Annotated in this window: 21 protein-coding genes; 14 read left to right on the top strand and 7 right to left on the bottom strand. The window is 39.2% G+C overall.

Annotated features, from left to right (window positions below; all coding sequences use genetic code 11):
• The first annotated feature begins 301 nt into the window (after positions 1–301).
• From K322_RS0106935 to hisS, 14 genes are all read left to right on the top strand, one after another.
• A complete protein-coding gene (locus tag K322_RS0106935; RefSeq protein ID WP_026626229.1) occupies positions 302–856 on the top strand; it encodes a TerD family protein in 555 nt (184 codons plus the stop codon).
• Between the two features lie 61 nt (positions 857–917).
• The gene (locus tag K322_RS0106940; RefSeq protein ID WP_026626230.1) at positions 918–1,472 is read left to right on the top strand and encodes a TerD family protein; all 555 of its coding nucleotides are present in this window, start codon (positions 918–920) and stop codon (positions 1,470–1,472) included.
• Positions 1,473–1,519: 47 nt separating this feature from the next.
• The gene (locus K322_RS0106945; RefSeq protein WP_026626231.1) at positions 1,520–2,206 is read left to right on the top strand and encodes a TerD family protein; all 687 of its coding nucleotides are present in this window, start codon (positions 1,520–1,522) and stop codon (positions 2,204–2,206) included.
• A 216-nt stretch (positions 2,207–2,422) separates the two neighbouring features.
• The gene (locus K322_RS0106950; protein WP_087880853.1) at positions 2,423–3,541 is read left to right on the top strand and encodes a toxic anion resistance protein; all 1,119 of its coding nucleotides are present in this window, start codon (positions 2,423–2,425) and stop codon (positions 3,539–3,541) included.
• 6 nt (positions 3,542–3,547) lie between these two features.
• On the top strand, positions 3,548–4,513 hold the full coding sequence (locus tag K322_RS0106955) for a hypothetical protein (RefSeq protein ID WP_026626233.1): 966 nt from the start codon (positions 3,548–3,550) through the stop codon (positions 4,511–4,513).
• 37 nt (positions 4,514–4,550) lie between these two features.
• Positions 4,551–5,189 (top strand): vWA domain-containing protein, encoded by a 639-nt coding sequence (locus K322_RS0106960; protein WP_026626234.1) that lies wholly within the window; start codon positions 4,551–4,553, stop codon positions 5,187–5,189.
• Between the two features lie 65 nt (positions 5,190–5,254).
• Entirely contained in the window at positions 5,255–5,890 is a 636-nt protein-coding gene (locus K322_RS0106965; protein ID WP_026626235.1) for a vWA domain-containing protein, read from the top strand.
• 37 nt (positions 5,891–5,927) lie between these two features.
• Positions 5,928–6,992, top strand: coding sequence for a TerY-C metal binding domain-containing protein (locus tag K322_RS0106970; protein WP_026626236.1), 1,065 nt, complete (start codon positions 5,928–5,930; stop codon positions 6,990–6,992).
• Positions 6,993–7,028: 36 nt separating this feature from the next.
• Positions 7,029–8,546 (top strand): PP2C family serine/threonine-protein phosphatase, encoded by a 1,518-nt coding sequence (locus tag K322_RS18840; protein WP_051290688.1) that lies wholly within the window; start codon positions 7,029–7,031, stop codon positions 8,544–8,546.
• Positions 8,547–9,359: 813 nt separating this feature from the next.
• Complete coding sequence (locus K322_RS0106980; RefSeq protein WP_026626237.1) at positions 9,360–10,859, top strand: helix-hairpin-helix domain-containing protein; 1,500 nt, start codon at positions 9,360–9,362, stop codon at positions 10,857–10,859.
• A gap of 195 nt (positions 10,860–11,054) precedes the next feature.
• A complete protein-coding gene (locus K322_RS0106985; protein ID WP_051290689.1) occupies positions 11,055–11,840 on the top strand; it encodes a peptidylprolyl isomerase in 786 nt (261 codons plus the stop codon).
• 178 nt (positions 11,841–12,018) lie between these two features.
• The gene (locus K322_RS0106990; RefSeq protein WP_084158528.1) at positions 12,019–13,377 is read left to right on the top strand and encodes an NAD(P)-dependent oxidoreductase; all 1,359 of its coding nucleotides are present in this window, start codon (positions 12,019–12,021) and stop codon (positions 13,375–13,377) included.
• Complete coding sequence (locus K322_RS0106995; protein ID WP_035331584.1) at positions 13,370–14,032, top strand: oxidoreductase; 663 nt, start codon at positions 13,370–13,372, stop codon at positions 14,030–14,032. The genes K322_RS0106990 and K322_RS0106995 overlap by 8 nt, the downstream gene beginning before the upstream one ends.
• A 144-nt stretch (positions 14,033–14,176) precedes the next feature.
• Positions 14,177–15,538, top strand: coding sequence for a histidine--tRNA ligase (gene hisS, locus K322_RS0107000; protein ID WP_026626241.1), 1,362 nt, complete (start codon positions 14,177–14,179; stop codon positions 15,536–15,538).
• Here the strand turns inward: hisS and K322_RS0107005 are convergent.
• The 7 genes from K322_RS0107005 to K322_RS0107035 form a co-directional block, all read right to left on the bottom strand.
• Positions 15,519–15,989: a hypothetical protein gene (locus tag K322_RS0107005; protein ID WP_026626242.1), complete on the bottom strand. Its 471-nt coding sequence runs from the start codon at positions 15,987–15,989 to the stop codon at positions 15,519–15,521. The genes hisS and K322_RS0107005 overlap by 20 nt on opposite strands.
• A 137-nt stretch (positions 15,990–16,126) precedes the next feature.
• Positions 16,127–17,002 (bottom strand): HU family DNA-binding protein, encoded by an 876-nt coding sequence (locus K322_RS0107010; RefSeq protein WP_026626243.1) that lies wholly within the window; start codon positions 17,000–17,002, stop codon positions 16,127–16,129.
• Entirely contained in the window at positions 16,995–17,243 is a 249-nt protein-coding gene (locus K322_RS0107015; protein WP_026626244.1) for an HU family DNA-binding protein, read from the bottom strand. The genes K322_RS0107010 and K322_RS0107015 overlap by 8 nt, the downstream gene beginning before the upstream one ends.
• A gap of 16 nt (positions 17,244–17,259) precedes the next feature.
• Complete coding sequence (locus K322_RS0107020) at positions 17,260–17,541, bottom strand: hypothetical protein (protein WP_026626245.1); 282 nt, start codon at positions 17,539–17,541, stop codon at positions 17,260–17,262.
• A 194-nt stretch (positions 17,542–17,735) separates the two neighbouring features.
• Positions 17,736–18,590, bottom strand: a complete 855-nt coding sequence (locus tag K322_RS0107025) for a phosphoribosyltransferase family protein (RefSeq protein ID WP_051290690.1) — start codon at positions 18,588–18,590, stop codon at positions 17,736–17,738.
• Complete coding sequence (locus K322_RS0107030; RefSeq protein WP_026626247.1) at positions 18,568–19,242, bottom strand: HAD family hydrolase; 675 nt, start codon at positions 19,240–19,242, stop codon at positions 18,568–18,570. Before K322_RS0107030 ends, K322_RS0107025 begins: the two co-directional genes overlap by 23 nt.
• A gap of 244 nt (positions 19,243–19,486) precedes the next feature.
• Positions 19,487–19,933 (bottom strand): DUF937 domain-containing protein, encoded by a 447-nt coding sequence (locus K322_RS0107035; RefSeq protein ID WP_026626248.1) that lies wholly within the window; start codon positions 19,931–19,933, stop codon positions 19,487–19,489.
• Positions 19,934–20,032: the final 99 nt, after the last annotated feature.

Below are 20,032 nucleotides of genomic sequence, written 5' to 3' on the forward strand. Positions count from 1 at the left end.
CAATCGTTATGATATTTGAGGGCATCAGCCCTCTTCTTTTTAACATATTTTAGATCTAAAACATGATAATTATAAAAAAAGAAACAGACCTTGACTTACTCTCTATTTAGATATTCTGTATATCGAAGTAATTATTATCTTTGTCAAAACGGGATAGTCTTTTTTCCGGACACTATAGAGCTATTAAGGAGCAAGTCTGATTATCTCTTTAGCCGGGACGAATAGAATAAGTGGTTTGACTTAAACAATATATCATCAGATACTTTCATCTACTTAACATATAATATAAGACAGTATAATTATGGCAATAAATTTGACTAAAGGTCAACGCATTGAAATCGGTTTATCGAAAGTAGGCGTTGGACTTGGATGGGATCCAAATGAAGGAACAGGGCACGATTTTGACCTTGATGCCTGCGCTTTTATGCTTGGAGATAATAAGAAACTACCTAAGGACGAATATTTCGTTTTCTACAATAATCCCAAATCACCGGATGAATCTGTTGAATCTTCGGGTGATGACCTGACCGGAGGAAACAGCGATGGAGATGATGAAACACTTACTGTTGATTTGTCAAGAGTCGACCCTAAAATACAGGAAATTGTATTTACGGTAACTATCCATGACTATGAAACACGCCGTCAGAATTTCGGGCAGGTTCGTAATTCATTCATCCGTATTTATAATGCGCAAACCAATGAAGAAATCGCAAAATACGAATTAGATGAAGATTTTTCGATCGAAACAGCCGTTGAATTCGGACGTCTTTATAAACGTGGCGGCGAATGGAAATTCGAAGCAATGGGCATAGGATACAAAGGTGGATTACAATACTTTGTGGATAAATACGTTTAAAGTAAAAAATCATCACTACCAACTCATTACACAATTGTCTCATTAAGAAAATAAAATAATAATGGCTATAAATTTAGAAAAAGGGCAACGAACTGAGATAAAGCTGCCTAAGTTTACAGTAGGTTTAGGATGGGATACAAACTCATCAAGTACAGGACAGGCTTTTGACCTCGACTGCTCGGTTTTTGCTTTAGGTGACAATAGAAAACTTGTTGCCGATGATTTCTTTATATTTTATAATAATCTGAAATCGCCGGATGCAGCAATAGAACATACAGGGGATAACCTTACCGGAGATGGAGATGGAGATGATGAATCAATAAAAATTGATTTATCAAAACTCGATTCGAGAGTAAACGAATTATGCTTTGTAGTGACTATACATGATGCCGAAAACAGAAAACAGAATTTCGGGCAGGTACGCAACTCGTTCGTTCGGATTTATAATCCTGATAATAACGAAGAAATTCTTAAATACGAACTTGAAGAAGATTTTTCGATCGAAACCGCAGTCGAATTCGGACGACTTTACAAGCGTAACGGCGAATGGAAATTCGAAGCTGTTGGTGTAGGTCAAAAAGGCGGATTAGCTGAGTATCTCCAAAAATATAACTAAAGATTAAAATAAACTACTCATTTCTTAAACATAAAAAATAACCAATCATGGCTATAAATTTGCAGAAAGGACAACGCATCAATCTTGAAAAAAGTTCAGGAGCGAAACTCACACAATTTTGTGTAGGTGTAAACTGGGGTGCGATAGAATATCAGGTAGAAGAAGGAGGATTCCTTGGTTTCGGAAAAAAAACAGTAACCAGAACCAAAGATGTAGATTTGGATCTAAGCTGTGTAATGTATGACGAAAACGGTAACCTGTGCGATCATCTGTACTCACCGCTGTATCGTCCCGAACTACTTGCTCAATTTGGTCTGAATACAGGTAAATTAGTTTCTCTGACAGGAGCAATGCGCCACACTGGTGATGACCTCGAAGGAGATAAAGGTGGTGATGATGGACTTGATAATGAAATTATCACAGTAGACCTTTCGAAACTGGGAAGTAATATCCATCGTATATTTTTCTTTCTGAACAATGTCGGAGAAGAAGACTTTTCTCAGGTTCCATATGCTAAAATCAGAATGTACGAAGGAACTCCCGTTAAGGTAGACAGTGTATATGCAGAATATAATGTAGTAGCAGAACCTCAATACAGAGGTAAAAAAGCCCTTATTATGGGAGAATTGTACAAAAAAGGAGACGACTGGAAATTCAATGCCATCGGAGATGCCTTTGAAGATGTATTCTTAGGACAAACCATACAGCGTATCTCTCAAAATTATGCCAAATAAGGCTTAGTGATATAATTTTTCCTAATCCTTTTTGCTTATGATATAAAAAGCAAAAAGGATTTTGTATTTTTACGAAGAACGCATTGTTCTATAAATCAAAAACAAGGTCACAGACCTATTTATTGACTTAGCAAGCATAACAGCAACAGCTAGTTATCGTTTTGAAATATCTCATTAAATATTTTCTATTACTTATATTATTTAACCAACAGAAATATGGACATGAATAGTATGCCCGAAATGGCACCGGTAAACCCAAGCCAGACACCGGCTGTGCAACGTATAGACAGGGATGGCAATGTTGATCTGAGCCATTTAAGTCAAAATGAAATAGACAAATTATCGCAGCTCAATCGCAGTCTTGTCGTTACTGACGTCAACTCGGTATTGAATTACGGAGCTGATTTGCAGGCTACAATGGAAAAGTACAGCAATGACTTCCTCACATCAGTGCGTACATTTAATTCGGGAGAAGTAGGAGCTCATATCAGTGATTTGCTTACCGAACTGAACTATATAGATGTAGACGAACTGAATCAGAGCGCATTCAAATCATTCCTCAGCAAAATTCCATTGGTTAAAAATCTGGTGGTAAATGTGAAAAGGATATTCCAGAAATACGACACCGTTATTTCGAATGTCGATAAGATTTCAAATAAGATAAAAGCCGGACGTATCAACTCGCTCAAAGATAATACCGCCCTGCAAACCATGTTCGACAATAATATCGAATACATCAAGCAAATAGAAGAACTCATCATGGCCGGACAGTTGAAAATGCAGGATTTGCAGGTCAAACTGGCCGAGATGGAAGGAGCTCCCGCCCAGTATAAGGATTACGAGATCAGTGATATGCGGGAATTTATCTCCCGGCTCGACAAACGATTGGCTGATATGAAAATCATCCGATATGTGATGATGCAGTCTTTGGCTCAAATACGTGTGGTACAGAACAACAATGTGGCAATTGCGGACAAAGCACAGTCTATCATCTCGACAACGATACCTGTATGGAAGAACCAGTTGACTATCGCTGTAGCTCTTTACAGACAGAAGGCCAACGTCGAAATGCAGCGGAAAGTGGCGGAAACAACAAACACCATTTTGGAAAAGAATGCCGAACTGCTCAGACAGAACAGCATCGAGGTTGCCCGTGAAAATGAAAATACAGTTGTATCTATCGAAACGTTGAAGAAAACAACTCAATCGCTGATCAGCACTCTCGACGAAGTGAAACGTATACATGAAGAAGGTATGCGCAACCGTCAGGTATTAGACAAGGAACTGCAATCACTCGAAACAGAATTAAGAAAAAATGTGACCGGTATTCGCTAAAGGATAATGGATGACAACAGAGCCGAAATATTAGAGACATCGACCCGCACTATTGAGCAATTATATGATCTGACGGTATTTTTTGAAGACCAGACGATCATGAATATATATCTGCAAAATCAGGTTATTCACAAGTTATTTGAGGATAATCCTGATATGGATGTAAACAAACTTGAGCTGTATCACATACAGTTTACCATGACATTGGTAGAATTGCTCGAGAAAATAAAGAAGAAAAACGAGCGCATAGTAGGGATGATGAAATCGGAGATCGAACTGAATAACGATATGATGCAGAAACTCCGTAAAGCAATTGCCATGGAAGGCAGCTTCGAAGGAGAAAAAGTTCAGCAGGCTTTGAAAGTTTCACGCTCTATCTATAATTTCCATAAAATACTGTCATCACAATCTCGTGATTATCCATTTCTTGAAAATACAACGATATTCGGTCTCAAGTTCTACAAAGAATATTTCTTTGAAGTAGATCCTCAATTACAAGAAGCCTTAATAGGCTATTCGAGTTCGGATGTTTACCGCAATTCTTACGGAGCTATCGGACGCGGGTTGTTAACTATACTTGCAGCGAATTCATATGCTATTGATTTCTTCGCAGGAATCCGTATAGGAAATCTGCTTGCTGAAATATACAGGATACGGAATAACGATACGTATTTTATTTTTGTTCCGTCCAAAAACCTGTTCCTGCAGGTCGAAATGTCCTTATTTACGGATAAAGACGAATGGATTGCCGAATTATCGAAAAAAGAATCGACCATCAAAGACCTGGCAATAAAGAATATTGAATTGGAGAAGAATATAAAATCCAATCTGAAGAAAATAGATGATGATATTGCCGACCTGCTGAAAGAAAATCTCAAGAAAGTAACGGACATCGATTTTCTTGCCGATCTTGAAAATGTCGATATTCAGGCAAATACATTGAAGGCTATGCTGGAAACTAAGATGATATAAAACATCAGACAAAAAGCAACATAACAAACAACAAAATATGAGAAAACTACCTGTATATTTAATTCTTGACACCTCAGGGTCAATGCATGGAGAACCTATCGAAGCCGTTAAAAACGGAGTGCAAGTATTGGTTTCAACTCTACGGCAGGATCCCTATGCACTCGAAACTGCATTCCTGAGCATCATTACATTCGATGACAGGGCACAGCAAATAACACCTCTTACCGAATTGTCGATGTTTCAGATGCCGACCATCTCGGCTAACGGAACAACCTGCCTGGGAGGAGCTTTATCTTTGCTGGCAGAGCGTATAGATGCAGAAGTACATAAAAGCACAGCCGAGAAAAAAGGAGATTGGCGTCCGCTCGTTTTCATTATGACAGACGGAGCACCGACTGACAATTGGGAAAGAGGACTCGAAGATTTTAGAAAAACCAAATGTGCCATGGTAGTGGCTTGTGCAGCAGGACAAAACGCCCAGACCAAAATATTGAAGAAAATTACCGACACAGTAGTATCGCTCGACACTGCCGATAGTACAACCATTAAGGCATTTTTCAAATGGGTATCGGCATCTATCAGTTTCGGCAGCCAGAAGGTAGAATCGTCTCATCAGGAAATATCCGGACTGAACGAACTTCCGCCGCCTCCACCCGAAGTGAATATTGTTCTCTGATGAGAAAACTAAAATAGAAATAGAATCAGTATATTACTGATTAACAAATAAAAAAACATTTAATAATGAGACGTTTACCCGTATATTTATTATTAGACACATCCGGATCAATGAGAGGAGAGCCTATCGAGTCGGTCAAGGTTGGATTGGAGTCGATGGTTGCTAGTCTCAGACAAGACCCGTTTGCTCTCGAATCGGTATATATGAGCATCATTACTTTCGATAGAGAGGTAAAGCAATTACTGCCTCTTACAGCTTTGGAACATCTACAGATACCGCCCATAGTTACCCCCGAATCGGGTCCGACACATCTGGGAGCAGCTCTCGAAATGCTTTGCCAGAAAGTGAACTCAGAGGTAAAGTTAAGCTCTGCCGAAGAAAAAGGCGACTGGATGCCATTACTCTTTATCATGACAGACGGAAAACCATCCGATTTACAAAAATACAATCAGATGATACCCGAAGTACGCAAGCGAAACTTCGCAGGAGTGATTGCTTGTGCTGCAGGCGTTAAAGCTGACACGCAGCCATTGCTGGCATTAACCAATCAGGTATATTCGCTCGATACGACAGATAGTTCTACTTTCCGTCAGTTTTTCAAATGGGTATCGGCATCGGTCAGTGTGGGTAACCGCAGTATCGGTGTCAACAGCGATATAGCATTGCCGCCTCCACCACCCGAAATCCATACAGTTATCTGATAAGCTGTTTCATCATTGTATAAAAAGGGATAAACCAATGAGACGACTACCTATTTATTTTCTGATAGATGTATCCGAATCGATGATCGGAGAACCTCTTACTCACGTACAGAATGGAGTTGAAACTATCATTCGAGAGCTTCGGACAGATCCTTATGCCCTCGAAACCGTATATTTATCTATTATAGCCTTTGCTGGAAAGGCAAAGAAATTATGCTCAATGCAGGAGTTATCGAACTTCTACCCTCCCCGATTACCTATTGGCGGGGGAACGTCTTTAGGGAATGCGCTTCTCTTTCTGATGAATGATATGGATGCTGCCATACAAAGGACAACAACCGAAACAAAAGGAGATTGGAAACCTATTGTTTTTCTCTTTACAGACGGAGCACCCACAGATGATACCAAAGCTGCATTTGAAAGATGGAACAGTAAATACCGCAGTAAAGCCAATCTTATAGCCATTGCTATGGGAGACAATATGGATACATCGGTTCTCAAAGAGATAACCGAAAATGTACTGCAATTGAAGGATACGGACGAAGTATCGTTCAAAGCCTTTTTCAAATGGGTAACTGCGTCCATTAAAACCACCAGCGTAAGTGTAAGCAGCTTAAACAGTGATGACCTGAAACTGGCTCCGCTTACAGACGATTTCCTTACCAAGATAGAGAAGGAAATGAATATACCTATAAAAGTAGATGAAAATTTTGCCGTTATTCTGGGAAAATGCCAGAATACAAAACAACCTTATCTGCTTAAATATCAAAAGAGAATCGACAGAAATGATTTTTCGCACATGACCTCAGCAGGAGGACGGCACTTTAAATTTGTCGGTGGTTATCCTATTGACAATTCTTACTTCGAAATGGTAGATGGATATGGAGACGGAAACCTCAGCGGAAAACGTATCAATACGAGTGAACTAATCGGATTTCCTTCGTGTCCCTGTTGTGCCAATCAAGTAGCTATAGGGCTTTGTATGTGTGGCAATATTATGTGCGTAGGACATGAGCAGAACAGCATCTGCCCGTGGTGTGGTATGCAGCTGTCGTTCCGTGAATCGGGAGGAGGAATGGATATCGGACGCACCAGAGGATAAAGCGTACCTTTTTATAAAAGAGATAACCAGTAAGTTATGGATTTTGACAAAATATTACCCTACTTCGAAAACTCATCTGAGAATGAAGAATTACTGCGTCAATTCTTCGATTCGGAAGAAATTAAGAACTTCCTTTCTGAGAAATGGGATGAATTTCGGAAGGATGATGCACCTGCACCCGAAATACCGAGTATAAACCCCGAAACACCTATTGATGATATGCCTTTTATACCCCTCATACCCGATGACGAGGAAACTAAAGCTCGTTATCAACCGTCTTTCCAAGAAGAGAAATACGAGACTATCAACCGTCAGTTGCAAAATGTACATATACAATTCAATAATGGTAAAGTAAATCAGCCATACCAGATGTTATTCGATTTTACGGAATTGAACATTCCCGGTATAGAGCAATTCGAATTTGTAGGACTGGAGGAAACCGGACTGAGATTCAATACTTCAACCGATATGATAGAGGGTACACCTTCGGTATCGGGAGACTTCAAAATTAGATTATCTTGTTACCCTGTAGGCTGGCAGGAAGGAGAACCTGTTTTCGAGAAAAAGATTACACTGATTATCAATCCCGATCCCCGTGCTTTGTGGAACAATATCCCGACACCGGAAGATATTACCTATTATAAGCCTGACTCGGACTGCGAATATGTGACAGTGAAAAAGTCGAAAGGCTTTCTTGGTATAAGCAGTCACGAAAAAAAAGACATTGTTGCTGCCAGCCAGCGAGGTCGCTCTCATGCTCACGAAGGAAAAGCAAGGGACGATGATTTCAGTATACTACACAACGAAGAGTCAGATTGGTATGTTACTGTTGTTGCGGATGGAGCAGGCTCTGCCCAATTTTCCCGAAAAGGATCGGAGATAGCATGCACTACAGTATCGGACATTAGCAATATACATCTGGCAAAATACAATAAAGAAATAGACGAACTTGTTAAAGATTTTCAGAAAGAGAATTCGGAGATCAAACGAAAAAAGCTGGGAGACGCACTTTACAACATACTAGGTGCAGCCGTTTTCAAAGCATATAAAAATATCGAGCAAGAAGCTGTAGAGAATAACAATCAGATAAAAGATTATGCTACTACCCTATTGGCTGCTGTTGCTAAGAAATATAAATTCGGATGGTTCGTTGCAACTTTCTGGGTGGGAGACGGAGGTATTGCCCTGTATAATAAAGAAACAGGATTCGTAAAAGTAATGGGAGACCCCGATGGAGGAGACTTTGCAGGACAGACACGATTTCTTACGATGGGAGAAGTGATGCAGCCTGCCGAAATATACAAACGGCTGCGATTCGAAATTATCGAAGATTTTACCGCACTCGTTTTAATGACAGACGGTGTAACCGATCCCAAATTCGAAACTGATGCTAATTTGCAAAGAATTGAGAAATGGAACAATTTGTGGGAAGATATCACATCTTCCGTAGAATTGACCGATGACAACGAAAATGCGGCACCTCAATTATTGAAGTGGCTCGATTTCTGGTCTCCCGGCAATCATGACGATCGTACCATAGCTATTATTTATTAGACACAACAAAACAACTCGCTGTTACTTATTTTATCTATAGAGATAAGATCAGTTAACAGTGATCAGTTAACAGTGAAAAAAGTGACATCAAAAAGTGTACATAAAAGCTGTTACTTTTGTAACTTTTTTTAATAATTAGTAATAATGTCAATGAGTAGCTGGATTGATAAAAACGTTATTTTATACTCTCAGGTTTAGCTATTTACTAACGCAGCCTCCCGGCTTTGTTTTTCATTTTGGCTTGATGCAAAACGAAACAAAAGATCAAGACTGCGTCTCCAACCCGACCCGCTGAGCTCTCGAAAGCTAAGACAAATAAACATGATTATCGCTGATATCTATCTGTCTTTTAACGCTTTCTTCGTGCAGCGGGTACCCCGGGCTTCCGCCGAGGTCGAAAACCTGACGGACGAGGAGGCTTGCGCCGGCGAAATCGTGCGTCAGCCGGGGTGCATACAGAGGTGAAGCCGTAATCTGACCAGTGAAACGGGCGTTTAAACTAAATGCTGTCTGAGCTCGCAGAGCGAGTTTTATTTAGTTTCGCCCATGAACGTTGTCAGATAGGCAGAGCCTCGAAGCGCCAAAGACCTTTTGGTTCCTTTTGGGGCTTTGGCCAAAAGGAATACAAGCAATCTTTGATTGCGCGTAGAAGTTACAAGAGAGAAAAAGTTACAGATGAAAAGTGTACATAAAAGCTGTTACCTTTGTAACCTTTTTTTAACAATGATCGATAAACAATAAGGAGTTCTCAATTGATAACTGTTGACTGACAAAAACTAAAATGCAAAAAAGCAATATATTTATCAAGATATAATGAGCAATAAAACAATTACACTGAAAGCAAGCGACGGCTCTACAGTCGAATTTGTTGACGAAATTATCGGTTCGGGTGGAATGAAAGATGTTTATTTCAGCCCGGATAAATCATATGTAGTGGGATTTTTTCGAGATAAGCAGGATTTCAACGCTAAAGACCGACTGCAAACCATCACCGGAATTTATCGAGAACGGATTTTTTCCCAGCAAGGCGGAGATTATTGGAAAGACCTTTTTTGCTGGCCTACCAAAATGGTTGAATATAAAGGTAAACTGGGATTAGTCTGCCCTACTTATCAACCCGATTTCTTCTTTAAATACGGATCTGTCAATAATGACTTTCTGGGAATCAAAGGAAAAGAAAAAGAGGGTAAATGGTTTGCTTCCGCCAAAAATCAAAATCGTTTCCTTGCTGCCGAAGAACGAGGAGACTGGTTTAAATACATCCAGATATGTATCCGTATAAGCCGTGCCGTAAAACGAATGCACGCCGCAGGGCTGGCTCACTCCGACCTTTCCTACAAAAATGTACTGATAGACCCTACCTCCGGACGTGCAGCCATTATAGATATAGATGGTCTGGTCGTTCCCGGAAAGTTTGCGCCTGATGTACTCGGAACTCCGGATTTCATTGCTCCGGAAGTAATCATGACTAAGCACCTCAAAATGGACGATCCAAATCGTAAGCTGCCCAATATACTGACCGACAGACACGCTTTGGCTGTAATGATCTATATGTACCTGCTGTATAGGCACCCTTTGAGAGGAGGAAAAGTAAACGCAATGGAAGCTGGTAAAGACGAAGAACTGTCGATGGGTGAAAAAGCCTTGTTTATAGAACATCCAACCGATACATCAAATAGAGTAAAAGTATCTCAACTACAACCTAGTCAATTGCCGCAGGCTGATCCTGCGAAAATACCTTATACTGTTTGTGGACCTTACTTAAAGGAATTATTTGATAGAGCTTTTATAGATGGATTACATAACCCGAACTTACGCCCAACCGCTAACGAATGGGAAGACGCCTTACTGAAAACTGTCGATCTGGTTCAGCCCTGCCAAAATCCGAAATGCTGGCACAAATGGTTCGTTTTCGATAATACAACCAGGCCCCGATGCCCGTTCTGCGAAACAGATTACAAAGGACAATTACCCGTCTTAAATTTATATTCGCCCCGTCATCAGGGAACATTTACGCCCGATAATTATCGCCTGATGGTTTATAATAACCAATATCTTTACCCTTGGCATGTCAATCGCCATATCTGGCCGAACGAACGGCTGTCGGATGAAGACAAAAAGCCTGTCGGATACTTTGTATTTCATCAAAATAAATGGCTTCTTGTCAACCAACGGCTGACAGATCTTGAGGATAAAACCGAAGGTAAGAAAATAGGCATAAATGAAGCTGTCGAATTAACCGATAACAAGCAAATACTTTTGTCTAAAGAAGACGATGGCAGGCTGGTTGTCGTACAGATTGTAAACAATTAAGGTCTCAGACCTTTTTTCAAAGAACAAGCTCGGATTTCCTTATAAATTTAAGCTAAACTACAGGGTTTAGCAGAACAGGATAAACCGAATATTAAACTAAAAGGCTATATTTGTATCGCAATTTTTTACAGGATAACCCATCTCAATCCCGAGAATATGAAAAAGATATTTCTACTACTTATACTTATTTTAACAATGACCACCAATAGCGCACATTCGCAGGAAAAGGATTCTCTCGTTTTGATAACAACGGAATTCGGTAATATAAAGCTGAAACTATATGATGATACTCCTTTGCATAAGGAAAACTTCAAAAAACTGATTACTGAAGGTTTTTATAAAGATTTGCTCTTTCATCGTGTTATCAAGAATTTTATGATACAAGGCGGTGACCCTAATTCACGTAATGCTTCAGATACAACAGCATTGGGCAGCGGAGATCTGGGATATACAATTCCTGCCGAAATAAAATTTCCTAAACATTTCAACAAAAGAGGAGCTTTGGCCGCTGCCCGCACAGGAAATGACAGCAACCCCGAAAAAGAATCATCAGCCAGCCAGTTCTATATAGTTACAGGTAAAACTTATTCGGAAAAAGAACTGAACAAAATTGAAACAGAGCGTGTAGAACGTCAGGTTCAAGCACTTTACAATAATCTTCAGGCAGACAACAAAGCTAAGATTAAAGAGTTTTACAGCAGCGGAGACAGAGACGGATTAGCGGCTTTCCGGCAAGGATTGTACGCCCAGTCTCAGGAAACAGCAAAAACGGATTCAACACTGGTATTCTCTCCGGAACAACGCCTTGCTTATACCAAAGAAGGTGGAGCCATGCATCTTGATGGGGAATATACTGTCTTTGGAGAAGTAGTTGAAGGTATGGATGTTATAGAAAAGATTCAGCAAGCCAAAACTGACAAAAAGGATCGTCCGATAAAGGATATTAAGATGGATATTACTTTGATCCCTGCCAATAATTAAAACGAGTTAATTATCAGCATATAATTCAGATAAGAAAGAGACAAACATAAAACTCTCAATATAGTTATCCCCTATATACATTTATAGGGGATATTTATTGTCTATCTACAATTTTGATAAGTTCATATTACAAAATTACATATCTTTGTAAACTTGAACAAGAATTATCAACACATCAATGGAAGTGAATCAGGATCAACAAAAAGGAACATTAGCTGCACTAGCCGAATTACACGTCGGTTATACAATGAAAGAAGCAATAGATGAAGCAAAACGCTGCCTCAATTGCAAGAATCCTCTCTGCGTTCAGGGATGTCCCATCGATCATAAAATACCGGAATGGATACATCAGCTATCTAAAGGAAACATAGGCGGTGCAATGGAGTTACTGAACGAGAAAAGTAACCTGCCTGCTATTTGCGGACGTGTCTGTCCTCACGAGAAACAATGCGAAGGACACTGCATCCTCAACAAAAAGGGTAACCCTGTACGAGTAGGAAAACTCGAACGTTTTATTGCCGACTTCGACAGTGAAATGGGGCTAACGAAAGAGCGACTGAAGCCAAAAACCAGAGGTAAAGTTGCAGTGATAGGTTCGGGACCTGCCGGACTGACTGTTGCCGGAGACCTTGCTCGGGATGGCTTTAATGTGACTGTTTTCGAAAGCCAGAAAGAACCGGGAGGTGTACTACTGTACGGCATACCTGAGTATCGCCTGCCAAATGAAATTACACGTCGTGAAGTTAAAAAGATAGAAGCTCTGGGCGTTACATTCCGTAATAGCTGTATTGTAGGCGAAAGTATCACTGTAGATGCCATGTTCAGCGATGAAGATTTCGATGCTGTCTTTATAGGCTCAGGAACAGCTCTGCCGCAATCACTTAAAATAACAGGCGACAACTTATACGGTGTTGCTCAATCTGCTTATTTCCTGCGGATGGTCAGTTTATTCGCCAGTGATGATATTCCCAGAACCGATGTACCCCTTAAGGCAAAAGAGAAGGTAGCTGTAATCGGAGCGGGAAATGTAGCCATGGACACTGCACGTACAGCCTTACGGATGGGGGCAGAAAGTGTAACTCTCATATATCGCCGGAAAGAAGAAGATATGCCTGCCCTAAGATCCGAGTTTCTGGAAGCTCAGAAAGAAGGTGTACAATTCCTGTGGGAAGCTAATACTCAGGAACTGATAGGCGAAGAGGTTAACGGTAAACAAAAACTGGTCAGAATGCGTATTGCAACTCCCGATGGAGAAATAACCATTCCTATGGACAGGGTATATATGGCTGTCGGCTCTAAGCCTGCTAACCGTATTGTATCTACATCATTGGGAATAGAAGTTAATGACAAAGGCTATATCACAACATCCGAACACCCTTACGGCATGACTACCAGAAGGGGAGTTTTTGCAGGTGGAGATGTCGTGCATACCCCTCAAACTGTAGTGCTTGCCATGCGGGAAGCCAAGAAAGTGGCTGTCGGTATTGCACAGTATGTTGATGCCATGAAACTATTAGGTGTGAAAAATTATGACTGAAAACAACAAAACCGCAATATTGTTGGGAGCCTCCGGATTAGTCGGAGGCTTTCTGCTCGATATGCTTCTCGACTGCGGAACATACAATCATGTACTGATCTTTGTGCGTAAACCTCTGGGTAAAGAACATCCTATACTTACCGAATATGTTATTGACTTTGACGATCCTCAAAGTTACAAAGACTTGGTAAAAGGAGATGACCTCTTTTGCTGCTTAGGTACAACCATAAAGAAAGCAGGTTCTCAGGCAGCCTTTCGTAAAGTAGATTATGAATACCCTATCACTTTCGCAGAGATAGCCAAAGAGAACGGAATAAAGCAGTACCTGATAATTACCGCTATTGGTGCAAATGCTCAATCTTCGGTGTTCTATACCAGAACCAAAGGCGAGTGCGAAAACTCAATCAAGGCATTGGGTTTACCATCGGTAAAGATATTCCGTCCGTCACTACTCACTGGCAACAGGAAAGAGTTTAGGTTAGGTGAAAAGCTATCGACTTATGTCATGAAGGCTTTCTCATTCTTCATGACTGGCAAATGGAAGAAATATCGTCCTGTAGAATGCCGGCAGGTAGCCAAAGCTATGTTATGCTCGGCAAATCAAGAGTCAGCGGGAGTTTCGATATTCGAATCCGATCAGATACAAGCCTTTTAAGGTCACAGACCTTTTTATTTACTTTGCAAGTATAAAAAGAACAGCCTATTATTACTTAAAAACACATCATTAAATACTTTCTATTCCTTACTTAGCACAATTTACTTACCTTTGTACTTGCTAAAAATTAAGAATAATAATACGATGCAGAAACCTTCAATTGTAAAAGGCACCCGAGACTTTTCTCCCGAAGAAATGGCTAAACGCAATTATATCTTCGACACAATCAGGAGTGTATATAAACTGTTTGGATACAAGCAGATAGAAACTCCCTCGATGGAAAACCTTTCAACCCTTATGGGTAAGTATGGTGAAGAAGGAGACAAATTACTGTTCAAAATACTGAACTCAGGAGACTGTTTAGCAGGATTTACGGACGAAGAGCTATTGCAAAAGAACTCGGTATCGTTTGCCGCCAAAGCGTGCGAAAAAGGACTGAGATATGATCTTACCGTACCTTTTGCCCGTTACGTGGTTATGCACCGCAATGAAATATCCTTTCCATTCAAACGATATCAAATACAACCTGTATGGAGAGCAGACCGACCTCAGAAAGGACGTTACAGAGAATTCTTCCAGTGCGATGCTGATGTTGTAGGCTCCGATTCGTTATTGAATGAAGTTGAACTGATTCAGATCATAGACGAAGTATTCAGCAGGCTCAATGTCAGAGTATGCACAAAACTCAACAACAGAAAGATATTGTCGGGCATAGCTGAAATTATCGGAGCACCCGAAAAGGTAGTCGATATAACTGTTGCCATAGACAAATTAGATAAAATAGGACTGGAGAAAGTAAATGAAGAACTCTTATCTAAAGACTTGTCACAGGAGGCTATAGACAAACTGCAGCCGATAATTCTGCTAGAAGGCAGTAATTCACAAAAGCTCCAGACTCTGAAAACAAGTCTGGCTGCATCAGAAATCGGACTGAAAGGAGTTGAGGAGTTAGAGTTTATTCTGGCTAAAACCGAATTGATAAACTTAAAATCTGAGCTAGAATTAGATTTGACTCTGGCACGAGGATTAAATTACTACACAGGTGCGATTATAGAAGTAAAAGCTTTGGACGTACAAATCGGAAGTATCACAGGAGGTGGTAGATATGACAACCTGACCGGAATTTTTGGACTACCCGGTGTATCAGGCGTAGGTATATCTTTTGGAGCAGACCGAATATTTGATGTTTTGAACCAACTGGATTTGTATCCTAAAGATTCGGTATTGGGAACCCGAGTTTTGTTTGTAAACTTCGGTGAAGCCGAATCGGATTATATATTACCTATCATCAGCCGTTTCAGGCAGGAAGGTATCTCATCTGAGATCTATCCTGAATCCACCAAGATGAAAAAGCAAATGTCCTATGCCGATTCTAATAATATACCTTATGTGGCAATAATAGGCGAAGATGAGAAAAACTCACATATGATTATGCTGAAGAATATGCAGACAGGGACTCAGGAGTTATTGAGTGCCGACGAATGTATTAATACACTTCGTTACTGACAGGCTTGCTAAGTATACTATCCGCTAGTTGCTTAGCCCGCTCGATACACTTCGTATCATCAATACTCTGAGATTTAGAAGACAGGCGTGGTATTCTTAATACTACGTCTTTCTTTATATCCAAAGGATTCGATATAACCTCTTTATTCTCAAGGTATATATATGGCCATAATGCGTCGTTATTATAAAAATCACGAGCAACATCATTGATACTTACATCTTTGTTATAAATGACTATTACCTGATATTTTATGCTGTCGGTATTTTCAAGTAATGTATATTGCGGTCCACCGGCCTCTCCGGTCAAAGGTGCAGGAATATATCCTTGAGGCGATTCCTTTTCCAGCTTCTCTATATAATAATATCCCGCTCCTAAAGCAGCTAAAACAAAAATCAGTATATACAGATGCTTTAAATTTGACTTTTTCTTTGATGATCTGGATTTACTCATATATCTCTATAGTTCTTAAGCTCTAATAATAATTGGTATTATACAAAAGACTTATCCTCTGTACCGATTCAGCAAATTAAAGACAACTGAAGATTATATCCAAATAATACTATATCAAATACCGGACGGAAGACTATTTATTTTTCAACTAAGATAATATCTTTTGCTAAACTTTTAACCGAATTTTGTACAGTTCCATCATGAAGACCAGCTAAATCTACTGATATACGAGGTATTCTAATCTTTGTTCCTCCACGTACGACCATCATTTTATTAACAGCATCTTTATTTGCCATAAAAATATAAGGCCAGTAAGCGTCATCCCCATAATACATTCGGGATATGTATTGAATAGAAACGTCCACCTGCGGCACTATCACCTTATTGAAAGCGAGTGTATCAGGATTTACCAGTTCCCTGAACCCGGTTTCCCTTAACACCTTTTCATCTGGCTTATCAGACGCACCTGATATCGCAATGTAACCGATACTAAACAACAATAGAATGGCCAAAGCTATGATGCATGTCTTTATCAGATTCATCTTGCGGTTAGCGATGTATGTATAATCTTGCTGAGGTACACCTTTCTCTTTGGGTATATATGATCCGGGAGGTAAAGGAATATTGGCATCCTGAGGATACTTATCTTCAAAAGTTTCGAAGAGTTCACTCGCCGGCTTATCATTATAGTCTTCCGAATCAAAACTTATATTTTCAGAAGAACTTTTGTCCGATAAATTCGCGTTATTATCTGACTCAGCATACACTCCCGATAGGTCTATTTCTTCACTTATCCGGTCATTACTGCCCAGATACAGAACACGCTTTTTATCTCCGCTTTTTATAACGCGGAACAAGCCCAGCCCCTCTAATTTTATAAAGGAATTCGAAATCAGTTCTTTCTCTATCTCGGTGAATAGCTGCTGTATAAAAGCATCTGCTGAAACCCGGCTGCACCGAGTCCGATCAACTACGATTTCGCTTAGTTTGTTTTGATCCGTTTGCTTACTCATCTTGCTTATTTACACAATCATTTAGCCTGTCGTTCGAAGTAAAAAGACTCACAGATGCATTATCTGTTTTCTTTTTCCAGAAAGATCCAAAATCCGGAATATCGACAACCTCTCCCTCTTCCGTTAAATCATATATCCCGGAAAGTGCAGCAATGTACAGGTTCCGGACTTCTTTTTCGGTTAGAGAGATCCCTTGTGCTTCCAGATTCTGTTGAATAGATTGGCACAATTTATCATCCATGATATGTTAACTTTATTTATCTGCTTGACAAGAAGTTTATTTCTTTCTCTATAAATGCGACATCCTCTGTATCAATACGTTCCAAAATACTATTTAATACCTCAACTGTAGGATTCAGATAATTTACATAATACTCGTCATATGTCTCGTCCATCAACCCTTCATTATCATGCAGGTTTTGAACAGCATTTTTATAATTTCGGGCAACATTAGACATGTCTTCTCTGAAGACTTCAAGAGTTTCTTTCAGTCGGATGAGTAGCTCTTTTTGATAAGTATACGAAGTTCTACTAGCCATTTTACTAATTTACTTTGAGTTGTTCTTAATATGAATATTTAATATACCAAATGCAAAAATAAAAATAAAATGACACAAACCCGAATATCCGACAATTAATTTTAGTTTTATTTACTATACCGTTATTTCTGAGAATTAATTATTTAACTGATTATTAACTCTCTACTCTACCCCTCAATACGTTATCCTGTATTTTATAATATACACTGAACATGTGTTAATTTTTTTAGCTGATCCAAGTTACACAAATACTGTTCAAATTTAAAGTATTCGTTTCCGATGCAATTATAATACAACTCCGATATAAAAGTCTGAGACTGACGGCAAATAAACTCATTAAACTTTTCGGGAGAAGCATTTAGTATATATTTTATAACCCGTGTGTTAAACACGAATTCTTCTTCTTTTATAATCCGGTCAATATCTCTAAGCTCTGAAATACAATAGTTGTTTAGAAAATTCTCGAATTTAGGAGAGATCGATTTATTTACCAGCTCCGCAAAATAAAGCATGTAAGAATCATTCTCTATATGATATTCATTTAGCATCTTTAAGATAATCCGTTCATGCGTTCCTGTGATTTTTATATCATCCAGAAAAAGTAATATCTTGTTTTCGAGAAAGGTTTTATCTATATGAAATTTATCACTGCTAATAAGATTATATCTATCCTGTGCCGACATTTCGCCATAATCTTCACGATAAGTAACAGACCTGTCTATCTTTGTTTCCTGTACAACCGGATATCCGTTTTCATAGAGATAAACATTCAACTTTCGCACAAAATATTTCATCATAAAATACGAGGCAGTAGGAATATAAGAGTAAGCACTCGGCACAACTACAATCTGCCGTCCGTCATATGTTCTGGAAAAACATTCACTGATAAATCGGTCTGCTAAATCTTCCCCGAATTTTCGGGCTATATTTGCCGCCCCGTGTTTAAACTTAGAATAATCGTCCGGAGAAAATCCGAATACTTTTTCATCTTCGATAAGGAATCCGCTGTAGTGAATAAGCCTTCCCTTATAATTTTCGTCTAATGTCATTTAGTGTATAGTTGTCGTCTGTTATCAATAAAGCGTCAAAACCAAAGCTTTTAGCCCCCATATAGTCTGCTTTTGGATTATCTCCGATATGCAATATTTCATTTTTAGCGACAGATGCCTGCTTGTGAACCACTTCGAAAAAATGTGAAGATGGCTTTGATGCATTAATCTCATCCGAGAAGACAAGAAAATCAAAGCAATTCAGAATCCCCATTTTATCAAGTACAGGTCTTAGAATATCCCCTTCAACAAAACCTGTATTACTTGAAAGATTCAGGGTGTAGCCGTTTTCTTTCAGGTTATACAGAATATCCTTAATACTATTATTTAGAAAAACAGGACTGTATTTTATAAATAGTTCATCTGACCTTTTACGAAGATCAACTGCCCTCTCTTCAGTAACAACTTCTGTTTGGGGCAATACTTTCTGCAATACTTTACAGTACATCTTATTCGCCGATAATTTTTGCCCGCTAATCATATTTTTACGATCGAATACCTTGTCTACTTTTCTTACAAAGGCATCGATTTCGAGAGCATTACAGTCCTTCAGTTTGAACATGTCAATTATTAATTGAGCTCTCTTCAATTTAAATTCGGGATGAGATTGTATCAACGTCATCCATAAGTCAAAAGAAATATGCTTTATCATGATAAAGATCTCAGACCTATTTATTGCTCTGGTTAGTAAAATAACCAGAATCAGTTATAAACCAAAAGTATATCATAAAATACTTTCATTATCAAACAAAAATAAGAATTTATACGGATAGGCTATCAATTCGATAATTCTTTTAAGTAATTATAGGAATTTAAATACTCACTTCTTTTCACGACAAAAGCTGTAAAAGGACATTATCCCTATTACAGCTTCACCTTAAAAAAATACCGTTTTGTTACTTCTTTCCTCCAAATAAACTGCCTAGGGCATCGAAGATACCTCCGCCCTTACCTCCGCTAAAGGCTTGCACCAGAGATTCGATACTAAATCCCGAATCGTTAGGATCATTTGTCTTTTTAGAGAATAATCCTATAACCGCAGGTATGACTGCAGAAGCAATACTATTTGCGACATCTTTGCTCAAGCCTACCTTTTCACTGAGTGCCGATACTACCGAAGTCTGTAAACTCGAACTTATCCCTTGAGTGTCAGACTCCCCACCTGAAAAAAGATTGGTTATGGCGGATAAATTATCCGGTGTGAAATGTTCTTTTAAACCATCAACTATAGATGAAGTAGTAGCGTTAACCGCTGCATCTTTCTTATCGGCAGGTACTCCGGCGTTTCCGCTAATTGCTCCCAGAGCCTGTTCCTTTACAAGATTAATAATATTATCTAACATAAATCCCTATAATAATAGTTTATACTTTCTCTTAAAACGTTTGCTGTATATTTTTGTTCAACATAATATTTAGCGTATAAATCATTTTCGGAATTTTCA

This window comes from Indolivaga capnocytophagoides DSM 22835 (genome assembly GCF_000426485.1).
Classification (GTDB): Bacteria; Bacteroidota; Bacteroidia; order Bacteroidales; family Dysgonomonadaceae; genus Dysgonomonas_A; species Dysgonomonas_A capnocytophagoides.

Excerpts from the sequence above, each read along its gene's own strand:
- K322_RS0106935 (WP_026626229.1), top strand. The coding sequence starts at position 302 with ATGGCAATAAATTTGACTAAAGGTCAACGCATTGAAATCGGTTTATCG.
- K322_RS0106940 (WP_026626230.1), top strand. The coding sequence starts at position 918 with ATGGCTATAAATTTAGAAAAAGGGCAACGAACTGAGATAAAGCTGCCT.
- K322_RS0106945 (WP_026626231.1), top strand. The coding sequence starts at position 1,520 with ATGGCTATAAATTTGCAGAAAGGACAACGCATCAATCTTGAAAAAAGT.
- K322_RS0106950 (WP_087880853.1), top strand. The coding sequence starts at position 2,423 with ATGGACATGAATAGTATGCCCGAAATGGCACCGGTAAACCCAAGCCAG.
- K322_RS0106955 (WP_026626233.1), top strand. The coding sequence starts at position 3,548 with ATGGATGACAACAGAGCCGAAATATTAGAGACATCGACCCGCACTATT.
- K322_RS0106960 (WP_026626234.1), top strand. The coding sequence starts at position 4,551 with ATGAGAAAACTACCTGTATATTTAATTCTTGACACCTCAGGGTCAATG.
- K322_RS0106965 (WP_026626235.1), top strand. The coding sequence starts at position 5,255 with ATGAGACGTTTACCCGTATATTTATTATTAGACACATCCGGATCAATG.
- K322_RS0106970 (WP_026626236.1), top strand. The coding sequence starts at position 5,928 with ATGAGACGACTACCTATTTATTTTCTGATAGATGTATCCGAATCGATG.
- K322_RS18840 (WP_051290688.1), top strand. The coding sequence starts at position 7,029 with ATGGATTTTGACAAAATATTACCCTACTTCGAAAACTCATCTGAGAAT.
- K322_RS0106980 (WP_026626237.1), top strand. The coding sequence starts at position 9,360 with ATGAGCAATAAAACAATTACACTGAAAGCAAGCGACGGCTCTACAGTC.
- K322_RS0106985 (WP_051290689.1), top strand. The coding sequence starts at position 11,055 with ATGACCACCAATAGCGCACATTCGCAGGAAAAGGATTCTCTCGTTTTG.
- K322_RS0106990 (WP_084158528.1), top strand. The coding sequence starts at position 12,019 with ATGGAAGTGAATCAGGATCAACAAAAAGGAACATTAGCTGCACTAGCC.
- K322_RS0106995 (WP_035331584.1), top strand. The coding sequence starts at position 13,370 with ATGACTGAAAACAACAAAACCGCAATATTGTTGGGAGCCTCCGGATTA.
- hisS (WP_026626241.1), top strand. The coding sequence starts at position 14,177 with ATGCAGAAACCTTCAATTGTAAAAGGCACCCGAGACTTTTCTCCCGAA.
- K322_RS0107005 (WP_026626242.1), bottom strand. The coding sequence starts at position 15,989 with ATGAGTAAATCCAGATCATCAAAGAAAAAGTCAAATTTAAAGCATCTG.
- K322_RS0107010 (WP_026626243.1), bottom strand. The coding sequence starts at position 17,002 with ATGAGTAAGCAAACGGATCAAAACAAACTAAGCGAAATCGTAGTTGAT.
- K322_RS0107015 (WP_026626244.1), bottom strand. The coding sequence starts at position 17,243 with ATGGATGATAAATTGTGCCAATCTATTCAACAGAATCTGGAAGCACAA.
- K322_RS0107020 (WP_026626245.1), bottom strand. The coding sequence starts at position 17,541 with ATGGCTAGTAGAACTTCGTATACTTATCAAAAAGAGCTACTCATCCGA.
- K322_RS0107025 (WP_051290690.1), bottom strand. The coding sequence starts at position 18,590 with ATGACATTAGACGAAAATTATAAGGGAAGGCTTATTCACTACAGCGGA.
- K322_RS0107030 (WP_026626247.1), bottom strand. The coding sequence starts at position 19,242 with ATGATAAAGCATATTTCTTTTGACTTATGGATGACGTTGATACAATCT.
- K322_RS0107035 (WP_026626248.1), bottom strand. The coding sequence starts at position 19,933 with ATGTTAGATAATATTATTAATCTTGTAAAGGAACAGGCTCTGGGAGCA.